The sequence below is a fragment of the Cypionkella psychrotolerans genome (genome assembly GCF_001294535.1).
GTDB lineage: Bacteria > Pseudomonadota > Alphaproteobacteria > Rhodobacterales > Rhodobacteraceae > Cypionkella > Cypionkella psychrotolerans.
The window spans coordinates 65,677-82,007 of record NZ_LGIC01000077.1 but is presented as its reverse complement, the minus strand read 5'-3'; the positions used below and the strand labels follow the sequence as shown (position 1 = coordinate 82,007).

At 59.8% G+C, this 16,331-nt stretch carries 15 protein-coding genes and 2 pseudogenes; 11 read left to right on the top strand and 6 right to left on the bottom strand.

Annotated elements, in window-relative coordinates; all coding sequences use genetic code 11:
- The coding region (locus tag AKV04_RS26285) for a transposase (RefSeq protein ID WP_156317645.1) at positions 1 to 178 on the bottom strand (178 nt) is incomplete at its 3' end.
- Between the two features lie 53 nt (positions 179 to 231).
- Between AKV04_RS26285 and scpB the strand changes: the two are divergent.
- A pseudogene (gene scpB / locus AKV04_RS18135) lies at positions 232 to 561 on the top strand (SMC-Scp complex subunit ScpB); the annotation flags it as partial.
- 155 nt (positions 562 to 716) lie between these two features.
- Here scpB and AKV04_RS18130 read toward each other — a convergent pair.
- Entirely contained in the window at positions 717 to 2,261 is a 1,545-nt protein-coding gene (locus tag AKV04_RS18130; protein ID WP_054007822.1) for an aminotransferase class V-fold PLP-dependent enzyme, read from the bottom strand.
- A 110-nt stretch (positions 2,262 to 2,371) separates the two neighbouring features.
- Here AKV04_RS18130 and AKV04_RS18125 point away from each other — a divergent pair, with 110 nt between their 5' ends.
- Both AKV04_RS18125 and AKV04_RS25730 read left to right on the top strand, forming a co-directional pair.
- Complete coding sequence (locus AKV04_RS18125) at positions 2,372 to 2,836, top strand: Lrp/AsnC family transcriptional regulator (RefSeq protein WP_407638467.1); 465 nt, start codon at positions 2,372 to 2,374, stop codon at positions 2,834 to 2,836.
- 395 nt (positions 2,837 to 3,231) lie between these two features.
- Positions 3,232 to 3,663, top strand: a complete 432-nt coding sequence (locus tag AKV04_RS25730; protein WP_156317642.1) for a transposase — start codon at positions 3,232 to 3,234, stop codon at positions 3,661 to 3,663.
- Here the strand turns inward: AKV04_RS25730 and AKV04_RS18110 are convergent.
- Positions 3,631 to 4,602 carry an IS481 family transposase gene (locus AKV04_RS18110; protein WP_054007819.1) on the bottom strand — a complete coding sequence of 324 codons (972 nt, stop codon included), beginning with the start codon at positions 4,600 to 4,602 and terminating at the stop codon, positions 3,631 to 3,633. The genes AKV04_RS25730 and AKV04_RS18110 overlap by 33 nt on opposite strands.
- Before the next feature lie 451 nt (positions 4,603 to 5,053).
- A pseudogene (locus AKV04_RS18105) lies at positions 5,054 to 6,286 on the bottom strand (ISNCY family transposase); the annotation flags it as partial.
- Here AKV04_RS18105 and AKV04_RS25725 point away from each other — a divergent pair.
- Positions 6,192 to 6,731: an efflux RND transporter permease subunit gene (locus tag AKV04_RS25725; RefSeq protein ID WP_235815700.1), complete on the top strand. Its 540-nt coding sequence runs from the start codon at positions 6,192 to 6,194 to the stop codon at positions 6,729 to 6,731. The pseudogene AKV04_RS18105 and the gene AKV04_RS25725 overlap by 95 nt on opposite strands.
- 251 nt (positions 6,732 to 6,982) lie before the next feature.
- Positions 6,983 to 7,705, top strand: coding sequence for an SDR family NAD(P)-dependent oxidoreductase (locus AKV04_RS18095; RefSeq protein WP_054007817.1), 723 nt, complete (start codon positions 6,983 to 6,985; stop codon positions 7,703 to 7,705).
- On the opposite strand, the gene AKV04_RS18090 is transcribed toward AKV04_RS18095, so the two are convergent.
- A complete protein-coding gene (locus AKV04_RS18090; protein ID WP_054007816.1) occupies positions 7,698 to 8,456 on the bottom strand; it encodes an MBL fold metallo-hydrolase in 759 nt (252 codons plus the stop codon). The two genes, AKV04_RS18095 and AKV04_RS18090, sit on opposite strands and share 8 nt — an antisense overlap.
- Before the next feature lie 58 nt (positions 8,457 to 8,514).
- Between AKV04_RS18090 and AKV04_RS18085 the strand changes: the two genes are divergently transcribed.
- The gene (locus AKV04_RS18085; protein WP_235815698.1) at positions 8,515 to 9,651 is read left to right on the top strand and encodes a pyridoxal phosphate-dependent aminotransferase; all 1,137 of its coding nucleotides are present in this window, start codon (positions 8,515 to 8,517) and stop codon (positions 9,649 to 9,651) included.
- 414 nt (positions 9,652 to 10,065) lie between these two features.
- Here AKV04_RS18085 and hydA read toward each other — a convergent pair whose 3' ends face one another.
- Complete coding sequence (gene hydA / locus AKV04_RS18080) at positions 10,066 to 11,502, bottom strand: dihydropyrimidinase (RefSeq protein ID WP_054007815.1); 1,437 nt, start codon at positions 11,500 to 11,502, stop codon at positions 10,066 to 10,068.
- Positions 11,503 to 11,645: 143 nt separating this feature from the next.
- Between hydA and AKV04_RS18075 the strand changes: the two genes are divergently transcribed.
- The 5 genes from AKV04_RS18075 to AKV04_RS18055 all read left to right on the top strand — a co-directional run bounded on the left by AKV04_RS18075 (position 11,646) and on the right by AKV04_RS18055 (position 16,331).
- Positions 11,646 to 12,302 (top strand): GntR family transcriptional regulator, encoded by a 657-nt coding sequence (locus AKV04_RS18075; protein WP_054007814.1) that lies wholly within the window; start codon positions 11,646 to 11,648, stop codon positions 12,300 to 12,302.
- A gap of 99 nt (positions 12,303 to 12,401) precedes the next feature.
- On the top strand, positions 12,402 to 12,794 hold the full coding sequence (locus AKV04_RS18070) for a VOC family protein (protein ID WP_054007813.1): 393 nt from the start codon (positions 12,402 to 12,404) through the stop codon (positions 12,792 to 12,794).
- Positions 12,795 to 12,868: 74 nt separating this feature from the next.
- Positions 12,869 to 14,428, top strand: a complete 1,560-nt coding sequence (locus AKV04_RS18065) for an ABC transporter substrate-binding protein (protein ID WP_156317640.1) — start codon at positions 12,869 to 12,871, stop codon at positions 14,426 to 14,428.
- A 60-nt stretch (positions 14,429 to 14,488) separates the two neighbouring features.
- Positions 14,489 to 15,454, top strand: coding sequence for an ABC transporter permease (locus AKV04_RS18060; protein ID WP_054007812.1), 966 nt, complete (start codon positions 14,489 to 14,491; stop codon positions 15,452 to 15,454).
- 1 nt (position 15,455) lies between these two features.
- Positions 15,456 to 16,331: an ABC transporter permease gene (locus tag AKV04_RS18055; protein WP_235815697.1), complete on the top strand. Its 876-nt coding sequence runs from the start codon at positions 15,456 to 15,458 to the stop codon at positions 16,329 to 16,331.

Below are 16,331 nucleotides of genomic sequence, written 5' to 3'. Positions count from 1 at the left end.
CCTTTTCCGCCTGCCGAACCCAGACCCTCAATGTCTCCGGGATGCAGCCAATCTTAGGGGCAATCGCAGCAACTGCCGCAGATTGCGTTTCATAGGAGCCTTGATGCTCCAACACCATGCGAACGGCACGCGCCCGCATCTCCGGTGAATAACGGTTTGATGTCTTACTCTTTTCCATAGCCCTCATCCTTAGTCAGGTTGAAGGTCTCCGGTAAACAAGGGGCGGTTCACTATGCCCCCGCAATCAGGGTCGCAACCGGGGTGGCCGGGCAGGGACTGGAGCTGGACGAATTCGATCTGGCCGTGTTGGCGGCAATCGCGTTTCATCAGCCGATCAGCCGCGACGGCTTAAAAGACATCTTTGGCCGTGAGATCAGCCGTGATCTGATCGGGCGGCTGGCCGCACGGGACCTGATCGGAACCGGCCCTCGGGAACCCCGTCGCGGTGCGCCCTATACGTTTGTCACCACCGAGACCTTCCTTGCCGCCTTCGGGATGGCGACCCTGCGCGACCTGCCCGACCCCGAGCAGTTGACCGATGCAGGGCTGTCCAGTCCTTAGGTTGCTTTCAGGATCTGCCTTAGGTCTTCGGACGGAAGTCCTAAGCCCCCTACAGTGCGCTGAGCTGATGTGATGGGTACCGCCACCCGTCGGCATCGAATATGTCAAAGCGGTTTCGTTGGAACCAAGATGAGGAAGGCATCCACGGCATCAGTTCACTTGAAAAACCGCAGCCCTCCATACATGACGCTACTCTCCCGCTCCGTTCCCGACAAGCCGACCATCCTTGATACTTCAGGCGGCGTTGTCGCGGGCCTGAACCGTGCCGTGGCTTCGTCGCAGGTGTATGTGGTGAGCATGGGATAAGGGTTTTCGGCCAGCGCATCGACGGCCCCGATGATGAAATCGGCCTTTGCGTCGTCGGCAAGGGCGCTGAAGTTTAGCCGCGTCCAGCCCGGTTTCTGCATTTCGTCACCTGACAGAATCGCGGAGCGGAGTGCGTTGGATCGGGTTTCGTCGATGCCGAGCAACCGGTGGGCGTACGGCCCTGCGCAGGCGCAGCCACCGCGGGCCTGAATCCCGTGGCAGTCCGACAAAAGTCGTGTGAACAGTTGCTGGTGGATCATTCCGCCCCTGCGCGGATCGCGGACACGGAACGAAAAGATCGGCAGACGGTGGGTTGCATTAGGGTTGCCGAGTATCTCGATATTCGGGTTAGCCGACCAAACGCGCAGGGCGCGCTGGCGCAGCAACTCGTGCCGTGTATTCATCCACGCCTGACCGATGGCATCTTTCACCAGAAAGCATAGCGCGGCGCGAATGTCGCCTACCACGTTCGGCGTACCCGCTTCTTCGCGCACTGTGACATCGGTCGAATAGTCGTGCGCCCAAGGCGAAACGAAGCGGACCGTGCCGCCGCCAGAAATAACGGGCCGGGTTCGGCGCACGGCAGCTTTGCGTATGATCATCACGCCGGACGCCCCTGGCCCACCGATGAACTTGTGCGCCGAGACCACCACGGCGTCCTTTTCTGCGTCCGTCTCCGCCCGCATGTCGATAGGCAGGTACGGGCCGCCGCCGGCATAGTCCCAGACCGCCAGAGCGCCATGACGTTTGAGAAGCCGCGTCACAGCATCGGCATCTGTGACGATCCCGGTGACGTTCGAGGCGGCTGAAAACGCGCCGATCGTCAGGGCGTCCGGACCCGCCGCCAACAGCGCCGCCTCCAACTCGACAAGATTTGGCCCGCCCGTTGCGGCCTCGCCAATCTCGACTACCTTGGCGCCGCTTTCCCGCCACGGCAGGATATTCGAATGATGCTCATAGGGACCGATCAGCACGGTCACCGGCTGGCCAGCCTGCACAGCCTCGTGAACCCCCAGAAGTGCCACGATACGGTTCAGCCCTGCGGTGGCACCCGCCCCGGCAAAGACCGTGGCGAAGCCCGCGTCCGCGCCGCAAATCCGCGCGATGACAGCTCGCGCTTCCCGACGCATCTGCGTCATCCGTGCGCCACAGAACGATGCCTCGGTATGGCTGTTGGCGTAATAGGGCAGCACGTTTTCCATCACGAAACTCTCGATCTGGCGCAGCGCGCGGCCGGACGCCACGTAGTCGGCATAGACCAGCTTGCGGGGGCCGAAAGGCCCCGGAATCTCGATCCCCTCGCCGATCACACCCGCACGCAGCCTTTCAATCCGATCATCCCCTGCAAGCACGGCTGTGAATTGTGCAAGAGAACTGTCAGGGGAGGCCTGCATCGAAGGATCTTTCTTGCAATTTATCGGGTAAGAAGATCATATATCTCTTTATACGGAAGAAATCGTACCTTTTTACTCCTTCTGAAAACAGATTTCGGGTCAATTAAACGATGATTAACCATAATCCAGATCAAATTGACCGGCTTATCCTGCGGGCCCTGCAACGCGACGGATCTTTATCGCAACGGGAGCTGGCCGAACAGGTAGGCATGTCGCAGAATGCCTGCTGGCGACGGCTGCGGGTGCTGCGTGAGTCAGGCCTGATCAAGGGGCATACGATCCGACTTAATGCGCAGGCAGTCGGGCTTGGCCTGACGGTGTTTGTGATGATACGCACCAAGCACCATTCGCGCGACTGGCTGCAGACCTTCCGCAGGGAGGTGTCGGCCATTGCCAATGTCATAGACTTCTACCGGATTGCAGGGGAATACGATTACATGCTCAAAGTTGTGGCGGAGGATATGAACGACTTCGATCGCGTCTATCAAAAGCTGATCGAGAAAGTCGAGTTGGAGGCGATCACCTCCCACATCACGATGGAGGCGATCGTGAACAACCGCGACTTGCCCATTTAGGCCCGAATTTTAACCGAGACGAAAAACGAGAAATCGGCAGGTCCGAATTGGGCTTGTAGCCCGGTTTTCCGAAGCGATGTGATCGTCTTCGAGGCACTTCTTGCGGCGCTGCGTGGAGTGGTTGCGCCCGTTACAGCATCGATTTTGCACTTTGAGAGGCTGCTCATGTCGGCGAAGAGCGGGAAGTTCACTATTGTTGGCATCCCTATTATGGCCAGAGCACCTCGAAAAATTGCACCTGATCTGACGCCGGTGTAGATATTGGTCCAGCATTGGACGGAGGCAGATTGTCAGGCCGCAGATGGGTTTCTGCGATCTTTCCGATCGTTACGCGGTATTCATCCGGTGAGGGCCGTCTGACGGTTTGGGCTGAGGTTGGCTAAGACGCTGACCTTATGGATGACCCCAAGTTCAGATCACAGATTGAGGTTCTCTCCTTTGTCGACAAAGGTCGGCGGCGGGAATGGACGGATGCCGAGAAGGTCCGGATCGTCGAGGAGAGCCTCCGGGGCTACCGGCAGTGCGCTGCGACGGCTCGGCGCTACGAGATTTCGCGAGCATTGCTGACCAGGTGGCGTCGGGAGGTCCGGTCTGGTTACCTTGTCTCCGAGGGTCGGCCGCAGTTCATGGCCGTGCAAGTCGCGTCTGATGCGGCGAACTCGGCAACCTCCAGAGAGCCCAGCCGCCAGCATCAACGACCGTGTCGAGATCACCTTGTCGGCGCAAATGTCCTCGGCGTCGATCTCGGAGCCGTCCTTTTGGTGGATGTGGGCCTTCATTCTTTCGATCTTTGCCTAGGTGTCGCGTCCCGGCAGGTTACGGGGTGATTTGACGAAGAGATGGGGGTGGGACTTGTGCCAGTCCTTCATGGCCTGCATCGGCGTTCGGCTCCCAAGGACTGACTGCGGCAATTGGGTGTTGTAGAGTGTCACGTATCGCATGAGGGTCTGCTCCAGGTCGAGCGCGCTGTCGAAGCGGTTGGTTTTGAGCACGTCCGCGATGCGCCCGTTGAAGCGTTCGACCATGCCGTTGGTCTGAGGCGATTTCGGCGGGGTCAGGCGATGTTCGATGCCAAGCTCGACGCAGAGCTGGTCGAACTCATGGTCCCCCGAGGCGGCGCGCGCTCTTGAAGCGAAGAGCCGATCGGTGAACTCTTTTCCATTGTCGGTCAGTAGCTTGGTAATCCTGATCGGGCAGGCCCGGTTCAGATCGCGCAGAAACCTCCGGGCATTCGCTGCGGTCTTGGCGGGCATTATGCGCACGAACACCCATCGTGTCGCCCTGTCGATGGCTACGAACAGATAGCGCCGCGTGGTCTCGTCCGCCATCTGCGGCAGGTATTTCACATCGACATGCAGGAAGCCGGGTTCATAAGCCTTGAAGGTCTTGCGCGGCTCGGCAGGGCTTTTGGGCAGCAAGGCCTTGAGATTGCTCACGCTGTGCCGCCGCAAGCACCGATCCAAGCCTGACCGCGAGACCTCCGGGTTCAGGAACTCCCGCGTCACCGCCAGAAGATCGTCGAGCGGCAACAGAAGAAGACGGCGCAGTTCGACAACCACGGCCTCTTGGGCGACCGACAGCGTTGTTTGAAGAGTGTGCGGGGTGGCGGACAGGTCCTGAACGCTGTCACGCCGCTTCCACTTGCGCGCAGTCTCCTCGCTCACCCCATAGCGCAGCGCCAGGACCGATGCTGGTTCATCGCTCCCAGACAGCCGCTGACGGATGCCCGGCGTCGTGGTCGCGTTCTTGTGCAGTGAGATCATCATGCCGTCTGCACCCCCTCGGCATCAGCGCGCAACCCGGCGATCAAATCGCGAAGCACGGACCTTGCAATGAACAATGGCAGGCGACGCGAATCAATGCAATGTTCCGGGATGGAACACCTAGGGTCTGTTGACGTTTAAGGATTCACAAATCGGCCGCGGACTGATTCAAGGTTGCCAAATGGGAGGCAACCTTGATCCGCACTACACTGACCGACACACAATGGTCGATCATCGCCCCGCATGGCCTTGGCCGGGATTGTGACCCTGGCCGCACCGGGCCTGTAGCGCGACAAACTGGATGAGAACTCGTATTGCCGCACGTACCGATGTTCCCGAGCGATCATGCAGTTGCCTCAGCCAAATGTTCCCGGAGGATATCGCTAGGCGATGTCAGGTCCGCGGTCGGATTCTGATGACCCCCGACGCGCGAAGCTTCCACATCGCGCATCGCGCCGGGGGTCATTAGGTCGGACGCGACCTGGCGGACACCAAACACCAGTTCCCTTGCAATCGCTGCCCGCCAGATCTTCAGACGGTGTTGGACCGTGCGAAGCAATCCGTCGGGATAGGTTTCCGGGTGAGCAAATTGAAGCTTCGAGAGCAGCTCGCGCCCCGTCTGCGCCATGTCCGCATCGAATAATGCACGCAAGTCGTCCGGCACCTTTGCCAGCGGGTCAGGGCGCCTGCGGCCTCTCGGCGCGGACGGTTTTCGTCGGGATGTCGGCCTGACCTCGCCCTCTTTCCACGCATGCCGCAACCCCTCGAGAAACTGCTCCACGTCCGCCCCGTCAGCGACGTCGGTATCGTCGGTCGGCTTTGCATCGGCCAGCACCACCAGCCGCGCCTGCGCCTGCCGGATGTCGTGGAGCAGGGCGACTGGGTCGAGCACCTCGAACTGCGCCGTGAGTTCTTGCTTTATTGCATCGGAAACGTCGGGGTGGGCCTGCAAACGCTGGAACGGCGTCAAAGGGGCGTGATAGCGCTTGGACACCCGGGCCCCGTCCCGCGTCCTTTCCATCAACTTGAATGAGGGTTGGAAGAAGTTCACGAAGAGCCGCACACTACGATAGAGCCGCGCCAATTCGGTGGCTGCGGCAATGCCTGCGTACCTTCGATAGCCAACCATCCGGCGCACCACGGCGCCGTTCTTCTGCTCGACATGGGCCTGATCGTTCTTGCGATAGGGTCGTGAGCGGGTGAAGGTGACCTGTGCCGCCCCGCACCAAGCCTTGATCGTTTCGTTCATGAAGATGCTGTCATTGTCGGTGTCGAAGCCCTGCAACGGGAAAGGCAGCAACGAACGCATCGCAGTCATCACTTCGCCCAGCAATCGCTGTTCCCGAAAGAGCAGCGGCGCGCATTCCGTCCATCCAGTGGCCACATCGGTCAGTGTCAGCGTCTGAACGAAGCTGCCGCTTGCCGAGGGACCACTATGAGCCACGAGGTCCGCCTCCATGAAACCGGGCGCCGGATCGTTACAATCGGCGTAAGTGCGTATTGGCACGCTCCGCCGTACCGCTGACGAATGGCCATTGCGACGGGGTCGGCCGCCCAAACTGGCCATGCGCACCGGAGCCAGAACGCGATCGATGCTGGCAGCACTGATCCCCAGCAGCCGGGTTCTCACCGTCTCTTCCAGCGCGAGATGGCCATTTCTTTCCATTGCAGGAATCAAAAGTGGGATCTATGTGGTCGATGCACAGGCGGCGGTGGCGCTATCCCTCGGCTATTCGCTCGGCTGGAGCGGGCAGTTCGAACGGGCAAAGGCCCGGCTCGCCATCGTGGTGCCGCTGACGCTAGCGGGGATCTTTCTCTTATTGTTCCTCAACTTCCACCGCCTGACGGAAACGCTGATCGTCATGCTGTCCTTGCCGTATGCATTGGTCGGCAGGGTCTGGCTGATGTGGGGAATGGGGTTCAACCTGTCGGTGGCTGTGGCGGTCGGGTCCATTGCCCTTGCCGGCGTCGCCCAAGCTGGTCGGGCCTTCACCCGCGCCGACCTGAACGCGGCCATCACGGTGGGGGCAGTCGAGCGTGTTCGACCCAAGATAATGACCGTCGCGGCTGTCATGCTGGGCCAGATGCCTATCCTTTGGGCCACTGGCACCGGGTCCGAAGTTGCGAAGTGATTAGCCGCATCGCTGTGCCAATGATCGGGGGCATGGTGTCATCCACTATCCTGACGTTGGTCGTGATTCCGGCGGTCTATGCCTTGGTTAAATCGCGGGGATTGGTGCGACACGATACAAAGACAGCACAATAATCAAATGCGGGCTAACACCGTCGGGTTTTCCTATAGTCAGGAGCATCTTGCGGAAACTGGTGTGATCGTGCTGAAATCCATTCTAACGGTAAGGACTCTGAAGCAGTAAGGTAAAACATGACAAAAATTTCCGTAGTGACGGGTGCAGCGGGCGGTCTTGGCCGAGCGATCACCGCCAAGTTGCTTGAGGATGGCATGCAGGTGGTGGGCTTGGATATCGATGCAGCAGGCCTCGACGGCATGGCGCAGGCTGGGTTCAGCGGCCATGTCACCGATCTGACCGATGCTGCGGCCATCACCGCGACTTTCGCGCGGATTGCACAGGATCATGGTGGCATTGATGCGCTGGTGAACAACGCGGGGACCTGCTTTATGTCCGATTTCCCCGAGATACCCGCGCAAGAGTTGGACCGGCAAATGTCGATCAACTTTTCGGGCGCGTTTCACTGCTGTCAGGCTGCAATCAAGCTGATGCACGGGCGGCCCGGGGTGCGCAAAATCGTCAATATCAGCTCGAATGGTGCGTATAATTTTGACGTGTTTGACCCGCCGCATTACCGTGCCTCGAAGGCAGCGCTTGATACACTGACCAAAGATCTGGCGCGGCGTTATGCCCGCGATAAAATCGCGGTGAATTCGCTTGCGCCTGCGATGACCGAAACGCCGCTGTTCAACGTGCTGACCGAGGATGTGCTGGCCCGTGCTATCGCGGCGATGCCGCACGGCCACGCGATGCAACCGTCCGAGGTAGCAGCTTGGGCAGGCTTTCTTATCTCGACCGCCGGGGATATTTGCAGCGGCAATGTGATCATTCTCAATCAGGGCCGCGACGTCAGGTGAACCAATTGGGAGATTTGCGCAGGCTGGGCCATTGCTGCGGGCTGTGGCCATAGATCACAAACGCATCGCGTTCTCGGGCAAGCTGCATGATCCGCGCGCCGTGATGCACGGCCAGAGGCACATCCCAAGACCCCGCAAAGCCTTCGTCGATCTCTGCTGCGCGGCTGATCGCATCCGAAGTTAGCAGCACCCATCCTGTGTCGGGCAAGTTGACCATAAATGCCAACTGCCCCGGCGCATGACCGGGGCACAGCAACACCTCAAACCCTGTCGCCAAACTGAAATCCTCAGTGACCAGAGGATAGTCGCGCGCAGGCCATTCCATCGCCTGCTTGCCCGACCAATACAGCGGACGCGGCAAATCCCGCTCGGCCTTGGCGATCAGGATAGGCACGCCGGGAAAGCCATCCATATCGCCGACATGATCAATATGGGTGTGACTTTGGATCATCAGCGTGACATCGGCCGTGGTCAGCCCCAGCTTGGCCAGTTGCGCCTCGGACGTGTTTTCTGGCGTGATGCGCAGCACCCGGCCAAAGCTGCCGAGGCTATCCTCGGCCGTCGCAGCCTCGGCATCTGCCACATATTTCGCCGGAAACCCGGTATCGATCAGCACCAATTCGTCGGCATCGGTCTGAACGGCAAAGCCGCAAATGCCCACGTCGCGCGGGCCGGAATGCACCCTGAACAGCCCATAATCCAGCACCGCCAGCCGAATGGGTTTCCCCTTAAGCAAAATCTGATCCATCATCCCGCCACCCCCAGCCGGGATGAAGCGGAGTAGATGGTTGAAAGTCAAGATACACACCTTGTTTGAATATTTGCTTGAGACAACCGACGCAGCCCCAGACGCCATCGTCGGGTTCTCGCTGTCTGCCTCGCCGAAACTGGGCGATTATCTGCCCGATCTGAACCCTGAGCAATCGCTCGACTGGAACAGCCGCGACTTTCGCGGTCTGCCCGAATTGCGTGAGCATGTGCTGGCCCAAGCGGGGCTGACCGGCATCTGCACCCCCGCCGATGTGCTGATCACCGCTGGTGCGGCCGAAGCCAATTTCCTGTCGATCATGCAGCTTTTGCAACCAGGCGAGCGCATCGTGATGGAAACCCCGGGTTGGCCACAAGCCGAGGTGCTGGCCAAAGCCAAAGGTGCCGAGATCGTCAAAGTCGCGCGCAGTGAATCCGATGGCTGGCGCTTGCCGCTGGACCGGCTTGCGGCAGACATCACCCCCGGCACCCGGATAATCTTTCTGACCAACCCGAACAACCCCACCGGCGATCTGATGACGGCCGCCGATTTGGCCGAAGTGGTCGCCATCGCCGACCGCGTCGGTGCGTGGTTGTTGGTGGATGAGGTCTATGCCGGATTAGAATGGGCAGGCCCTCGGGCACCATCCGTCGCCGGGCTTTATGCGCGCGGCATCACCACCGGATCGGTCAGCAAAGCATTGGGCCTGCAAGGTTTGCGCACCGGATGGATGATCTGCCCCGATGCTGAACACATGCGCGATGCGTTGATTTTGCGCGAAAACTCCAGCGAGATCATGAATATCATGGGCGAGCTGATCGCCGAAATCGCCCTGCGGCCCGCGCGCTATGCAACCGCCCTCAGCCGCGCGCGGCTCGAAGGTGCGGCCAATCTGGCGCAGATGAACGCTTGGATCGCCACGCAAGATTTGCTGTCTTGGCTGCCACCAAAAGCCGGGCTGATCGGCCTTGCTCGTCTGCCCGAAGGCTTAGGCAGCGATGCCTTCGCGCGCATGCTTCTGGCCCCGCCCTACCGCACCTTCCTGTTGCCCGGCAGCGCCTATGATCTGCCCGGTCATATCCGGCTGGGCGTTGGCGGTGGGGCAGGCGTGCGGCTTGATGACGGGTTAGATCAAGTTGCTCTTGGACTAAAAGATTGGCAAAGAACGCGATCGGCTATCCGCATTGATGGCCCGTAAGGCATTGCTCTCATACGCTTTATCCGCCACAATCGAGCGGCCTTCCTGCATCTCAGGCAGGGTGCGTGCTGCGGTAATTTCGCCGACTTGGCCGCCCTTCATCAGGAGGCTCAGAGCCCGCCCGATCACATCGGCAAGCATGTGGATCTTGATCGTCAACCCGCCCTTGGGAACGCGCTATAGCCTGATCCTTAGCCCCCCTTTTCCGTTCGCGGCCTGCTGGTTGGCGCCCTGGATGGTCGGGTCGATCATAAGCTACTGGTTGTCAGTAACTTTGGCAGCCCCGCGAACGCACCGTATTTTGAGCATCGCTCAACTCATAGCGCTTCGCGGCAATTTAAGGCTCCATGTCTAAACAGGGAACCAGATGAGCAACTCAAATCCCGACTTGGGAATCCTGAATGTCGATCCGACCTAGACCTGATGATCCATTCGTTCTGCTTCTGGAAATTCAGTTGGGCGCATCTCGTCGGATCGCTCCATCGGGATGCGCTTGCCGCGACCGGCGGCGCCGTAAGTCTGACCATCGGCCAGCACCACCTCGCCGCGGGACAGCACGGTTTCCGGCCAGCCAGTCACGCTTCGCCCCGCGAAGGGATTGTATCCCGTGGCGTCGTGCAGATCGTCCAAGCCGAATGTCACTTTGAGCTCCGGGTTCCAGATTGCGATATCTGCGTCAGCGCCCACTTCGATCCGGCCCTTGCCGGTCAGCCCGAAAATCGCGGCGGGAGCGGTTGCAGTCAGTTCCACAAACTTTTCCGCGCCCAGCCGACCTTGGCTGACCATCGCGTCAAACATCAGTGGTAAGCGCAGTTCCAGCCCCGGCATACCATTTGCGATGCGGTTGAACGGCGCATCTGGCCCGTTCGCGAACTTGCCCGACGCATCCAGACGGTAGGGCGCATGGTCGGACGACACCACCTGAAGGCTGCCCGCAGCCAACCCTTCCCACAGCGCCACCTGGTCATCCGAGCAGCGCTGCGGTGGGCTACACATCAGGCCCGCCGCCGCCTGCCCCGGCAGATTCAGGGTGTCACCCGTCATGAACAGGTAATGTGGGCAGGTTTCGGCCACGACAGGGACGCCACGCGCACGAGCTGCGCGGACAATCTCGACGCCCTCGCGCGTGGAGATGTGGAACAGCATGATTGGCTGGCCGGTGAATTCTGCAAATACGCACATGCGCGACAGCGCCTCGACTTCGGCGGCGCGGGGGTGCGACAGCGGATGAAAGCGTGCCTCTGTCCGCCCGCTGTCCAGAAGGCGGCGAGTCATCCAGCGGATCAGCGCGTCATTCTCGGCGTGAAAGCACACCAGCGCCCCGCCAGAGCGCGCCGTCCACAGAACATCCAGTATGGCGTCATCGGCAAGGCGCACCTTGTCATAAGTCGTGAAGATCTTGATGGAGCGATGACCCTCCGCGATCAGGTCCGGCAGATCGCGGGTCAGGTTTTCACCAGAGACATCGGCAACGATCATGTGAAACGCATGGTCGATCAGCGCGCCCTTTGCGGCGAGGGCCTGATAATCGTCAACCACCTGCCGCAGCCGCTTGCCGGGGTGTTGGGCCGCAAAGGAAACAATGCTTGTTGTGCCGCCATGCAGGGCGGAGCGGGTAGCGCTTTCAAAGGTGTCGGCGTTCATCAGCCCCGCGCCGGAAATCTGTTCTACATGGCAATGGGTATCGACGCCGCCGGGCATAACTAGCCGGCCCTTTGCATCAATGACGGTCTTTGCCGCGCCAAGGCCCGTGCCGATCGCCGCGATCCGTCCACCGGACACCGCAACATCCACCCGGCGGCTTTCGGTGGCCGTAACAACCAGCCCGCCCGTAATCAGCGCATCATACATCGGTTTGCCCTTCCTGTTCCGGCTGAAACTCTTGCTATTGGATACCTAGCGTATACATTAATCTGCAAGCGAAAACATTTCTGGGTTTATCCGCGCAGGATTGACCGATAGCGTCACGATACATCAGAAGTTAGGGAGCGAACATGCGCCAGGAACCGACCACTGTGCAGACTTTGGGCCAATCGGTCCATGACCGGCTGCGCGGCATGATCCTGGCGGGGGAATTGCCCTCTGGAACGCCCTTGCAGGAAAAGCTATTCGCGGAACGTCTGGGCGTATCACGAACCCCGGTTCGCGAGGCCGTCGCGAAACTGACAAGTGAAGGGTTGGTGACACGGGCCGGGGGCGGTGTGCCAACGGTCAGCCGGATTTCCATGACAGAAATCATGGAAATACTGCATGTTCGCAGACTGTTAGAGGGAGAGACAGCCCGTCAAGCGGCCAGCGTCAACACCTCTCCAGAACCGTTTCTGGCCCTTCGGGCGCAGTTGGTCAAGTATCTTGAGGGCGACCGTCCCAGTGTCGCGGACTATGCCCAGTTTGACGAAGATCTGCATATCCTGATCGCGAAAACCGCCGGTTCCAGCGTTCTGACCGATCTGGTGAAGGGGCTAAAGCTCAAGACCCGGATTTTCGACAAAGGGTCCATCCCAGAGCGGTTCGAACCGGGATGCCGCGAGCATATGGAGATCATCGACGCCATTCTTGCACGGGATGCCGACCGCGCTGAAGCCGCGATGCGCAGCCATATCGAGAATGCACGCGGCGCGATTCTGAGCCACCTTTACCGCCTGTTCTGACCCAATCAGGGTTTTGCGCCGCAATTCCGCATAGGAAGTTGACTTACAATTCTTTGTGTATACCGTGTGGATGGAATCAATATACCGTCAGGGCAAAGAATGGTTTCGCTTCCCGTCACACGACCCGATGGCCCGATGCTGGGCATCACCTTTCTGTATTACCGCGACCTTGACCGCGCTATTGCCTTTTACGAGGGCGTGCTGGGGTTCCGGCTGGCGATTGATCAGGGCTGGTCGAAAATCTACTGCGTGACCGGGGCAGCACATGTCGGGCTGGTGGATGAGACGCGCGGGATGCACCGCGCCTGTGACCCGAAGCCGGTGCAAATCTGCATTCGCGTGCCGAATGTTGATGCCTGGCACGCTTGGGTGAAATCCAAGAACGTCGAGGGCCTGACTGAGACGAAAAGCAGCAGCGCGTTGCGCATCCGCGCCTTCGTGTTCAACGACCCCGAAGGCTACCAGATCGAGGTTCAGTCGGCGCTGGACTGAGCCGCGATCCCGCTGAAATTTTCCCAAGAAGACGGCGAACGCCGAGACCCCATCCCAGCAAGGAGTTGCTTCCCATGACCCTACACACCACGATGCGCCGGTTGCTGACTACAGCAACTTTTGCGATTGCGCTGCCCTTTGCCACCCTCGCGGACGCCAAGGACATCACTATCGGCCTGACATCTGACCCGACGATCCTTGACCCGCAGGCGGGGGAGGAGTTGTCGTCGAATATCATGTTCTATCACATTTACGATCCCCTGGTGCGTCGTGACGGCGATTTGAAATTCGGCCCCGGCCTTGCGGAAAGCTGGTCGCTGAAGGACGAAAAGACCTGGGTTTTTAAGCTGCGCGCCGGGGTCAAGTTCCACAATGGCGAGACGCTGAAAGCGTCGGATGTGGTGTTCACCATCGACCGGCTGAAAGCCTCGGTGATGTCGAACCTGTCTGCGAATATCGCCAGCGCCACGGCGATTGACGATCTGACCGTCGAGATTGCCACCCCCGGCCCCTATGCGGCGCTGCCCAATGATCTGGCGGCCATCCTGATCCTGAATGAGGCTTATGTGAAATCGGTGGGCGATACCGAACTCGGCCTGAAGCCGATGGGAACCGGGCCGTACATGCTGAAGGAATGGGTCAAGGAAGATCACCTGACGCTGGAGGCCTTCGGCGATTACTTCGGCGGCAAGGCCAAGATCGATACGGTCGTTTTCCGCCCGATCACCAACCCGGCAACCCGGACGGCTGCGCTTCTGACAGGGGAGCTGGACGTGGTGCAGGATCTTGCGGTACGCGATGTGGAGCGGGCAAAGGCCGAACCGGGCATCACCGTCCTGACCCGCCCAAGCCTATTGAACATTCTACTGGCGATGGATGTGCGGGAAAAATCTCCGACGATCGCGCTGGACAAGAACCCGATGACCGACCGCCGCGTGCGCGAGGCAATTGCCCGCGCGATTGATGTGGCCACCATCGACAAGGTGGTGATGAACGGGCTCGCGACCGCTTCATCGCAGTTCGTGCCGGAATCGCATGTGGGCTATGTTGAGGGGGCAGACTTCCACGCCATGTATCCCTTTGACGTGGCACGCGCCAAGGAGCTGATGGCCGAAGCGGGCTATGCCGACGGGTTCACGATGACGCTGGACGCCACCAACAACCGATATGTCAACGATGCGCAGATCGCGCAGGCGCTGACCTCGATGCTGGCGCAAATCGGCATTGAGCTGAAGCTGAACATGATGCCGAAGTCGAATTTCTGGGGCTACATCCGCACCCCGTCCGAAAATTCGAGCTTCATCATGTCGGGTTGGGATGTGCCGTCTGGTGATGCCGGGTCGATGTACAACGCGCTGTACTACAGCCGCGAAAAGAAGCCGGGTTACGGCGAGGTGAACCGCACCAGCTATTCCAACCCCGATCTGGATGCGCTGTTGGACAAGGCGGATTCGACCGCGAACATGGAAGAACGGGACGCCCACCTGCAGGAAGCGACCAAGCTTTTGCTGGCAGATATCCCGATGGTGCCGGTCCATTACGAGCAGGACATCTACGCCTCGCATGATGGTGTGACCTTCACCCCCCGGATCGACAAGTTTATCTGGGCTTATGAAATGGACGTGTCCGAGTAACTTCCCCGCCTGCGCGGCGTCCAGACTGGGCGCCGCGCATTTTTTGGCAAAGGACCACCGATGTTTGCTTTCACGATCCGGCGACTGATCCAGATGGTCGTCGTTCTTTGGGCGGTGTCGGTCATCGTCTTTCTGATGATGACCTTTACCGGCGATCCGGTGTTCATGGTCGTTCCCATCGACGCGACCCAAGGCGAGATTGATCAGGCGCGGCGGATCCTTGGGCTGGATCGCCCGATGATCGTGCAATACGGCATCTTCCTGTCTGGTCTGCTGCAGGGCGATTTCGGGCTGTCCTATGTGTTTCGGCAACCCGCTTTTGATCTGATCCTGGAGCGGCTGCCCGCGACCATGGAAATGGTGGTGGTTGCCATGGTGATTGCCACGGTTCTGGCAATTCCCTTGGGCGTTTATGCAGGGGCAAACCCCGGAAAGCCGCTGTCCCGCCTGATCATGTCGGGGTCATTGCTGGGCGTGTCGCTTCCGGGGTTCTGGGTCGGCATGATGTTGATTTGGGTTCTGGCAGTGGAATTCCGCATCTTTCCCTCCTCGGGCCGCGGCGACATCGGCACGGTGTTGGGTGTGGAAACCTCGCTCGCCACCGCGTCGGGGTGGCACCATATCATCCTGCCCGCCTTCACGCTGTCGGTCGGCACGCTCGCCATTCTGCTGCGCATGACCCGCGCCGGAATGATGGAGGTGACTCGACAGGATTACATGAAATTTGCCCGCGCCAAGGGAGTTTCGCGTCGGGGGGTGCTGTATGGACATGGCCTGCGCAATGCGCTGATCCCGGTTGTCACGATCTTCGGCCTGCAACTGGGCGATCTGATCGCCTTTGCCACGATCACCGAGACGATCTTTGCATGGCCCGGCATGGGCAAGCTGCTGATTGACAGCATCTACCGCGCCGACCGTCCGGTGATTGTCGTCTACCTGATGCTGGTGGCGCTGATCTTTGTGGTGATCAATTTCATGATCGACGTTCTTTATACCTTCATTGATCCCCGGATCACGGTGAAATGACATGATGACCCGTATTTTGGCCACTCAAATCGCGTTTAACTGGCGGCGCAATCTGTCGGCGATCAGTGGTACAGTGATCCTGCTGGCCTGCCTGTTCATGGTCGCGGTGGGGCCGTCGCTGGTGGCGCAAAACCCCTATGACGTGATGCAGTTGAACCTGCTGGACAGCTATCTACCGCCCGTCTGGCTGGAAGGGGGAAACCCCAACTATCTGCTGGGCACCGATGGTCAGGGCCGCGATGTTCTGGCGGCGGTGATCTATGGCACGCGGATTTCGGCGCTGATCGGGCTGTCGGCCACGTTACTTTCCTGCGTAATCGGCACGTTTCTGGGCCTGATGGCCGGGTATTTTGGCGGCTGGATTGATGCGCTGATCATGCGGGTTGCCGATATCCAGCTTTCGTTTCCGTCCATGCTGATCGCGCTATTCCTGATGTCGGCCTTTGGCACCGGGATCGACAAGATCCTGATTTCGCTGACGGCGGTGGGCTGGGTTGTCTATGCGCGGACGGTGCGCGGCTCGACACTGGGCGAGCGGCAACGCGAATATGTGCAGGCGGCGCGAGTGGCGGGTCTGCGCGACGCGGCGATCATCTGGCGGCATATTCTGCCAAATGTGATGACGCCGCTGATCGTGGTTGCAACCGTGCAGGTCGGCACGTTCATTTTGATCGAAGCCTCGCTCAGCTTTCTAGGCGTCGGCGTGCCGGTGACGCAGCCTTCGCTGGGCTTGCTGATCAAGAACGGCTTTGATGTGCTGTTCTCTGGCCTGTGGTGGACCTCGCTTTTTCCCGGATTGATGATCATGGCCATGGTGTTCGGCATCAATCTGTTGGGCGATTTCCTGCGCGACGAACTTAATCCGCGGCTGAAATAG

Excerpts from the sequence above, each read along its gene's own strand:
- AKV04_RS18095 (WP_054007817.1), top strand. The coding sequence starts at position 6,983 with ATGACAAAAATTTCCGTAGTGACGGGTGCAGCGGGCGGTCTTGGCCGA.
- AKV04_RS18090 (WP_054007816.1), bottom strand. The coding sequence starts at position 8,456 with ATGATGGATCAGATTTTGCTTAAGGGGAAACCCATTCGGCTGGCGGTG.
- hydA (WP_054007815.1), bottom strand. The coding sequence starts at position 11,502 with ATGTATGATGCGCTGATTACGGGCGGGCTGGTTGTTACGGCCACCGAA.
- AKV04_RS18075 (WP_054007814.1), top strand. The coding sequence starts at position 11,646 with ATGCGCCAGGAACCGACCACTGTGCAGACTTTGGGCCAATCGGTCCAT.
- AKV04_RS18130 (WP_054007822.1), bottom strand. The coding sequence starts at position 2,261 with ATGCAGGCCTCCCCTGACAGTTCTCTTGCACAATTCACAGCCGTGCTT.
- AKV04_RS18065 (WP_156317640.1), top strand. The coding sequence starts at position 12,869 with ATGACCCTACACACCACGATGCGCCGGTTGCTGACTACAGCAACTTTT.
- AKV04_RS18110 (WP_054007819.1), bottom strand. The coding sequence starts at position 4,602 with ATGATGATCTCACTGCACAAGAACGCGACCACGACGCCGGGCATCCGT.
- AKV04_RS25725 (WP_235815700.1), top strand. The coding sequence starts at position 6,192 with ATGCTGGCAGCACTGATCCCCAGCAGCCGGGTTCTCACCGTCTCTTCC.
- AKV04_RS18070 (WP_054007813.1), top strand. The coding sequence starts at position 12,402 with ATGGTTTCGCTTCCCGTCACACGACCCGATGGCCCGATGCTGGGCATC.
- AKV04_RS18125 (WP_407638467.1), top strand. The coding sequence starts at position 2,372 with ATGATTAACCATAATCCAGATCAAATTGACCGGCTTATCCTGCGGGCC.
- AKV04_RS18060 (WP_054007812.1), top strand. The coding sequence starts at position 14,489 with ATGTTTGCTTTCACGATCCGGCGACTGATCCAGATGGTCGTCGTTCTT.
- AKV04_RS25730 (WP_156317642.1), top strand. The coding sequence starts at position 3,232 with ATGGATGACCCCAAGTTCAGATCACAGATTGAGGTTCTCTCCTTTGTC.
- AKV04_RS18055 (WP_235815697.1), top strand. The coding sequence starts at position 15,456 with ATGATGACCCGTATTTTGGCCACTCAAATCGCGTTTAACTGGCGGCGC.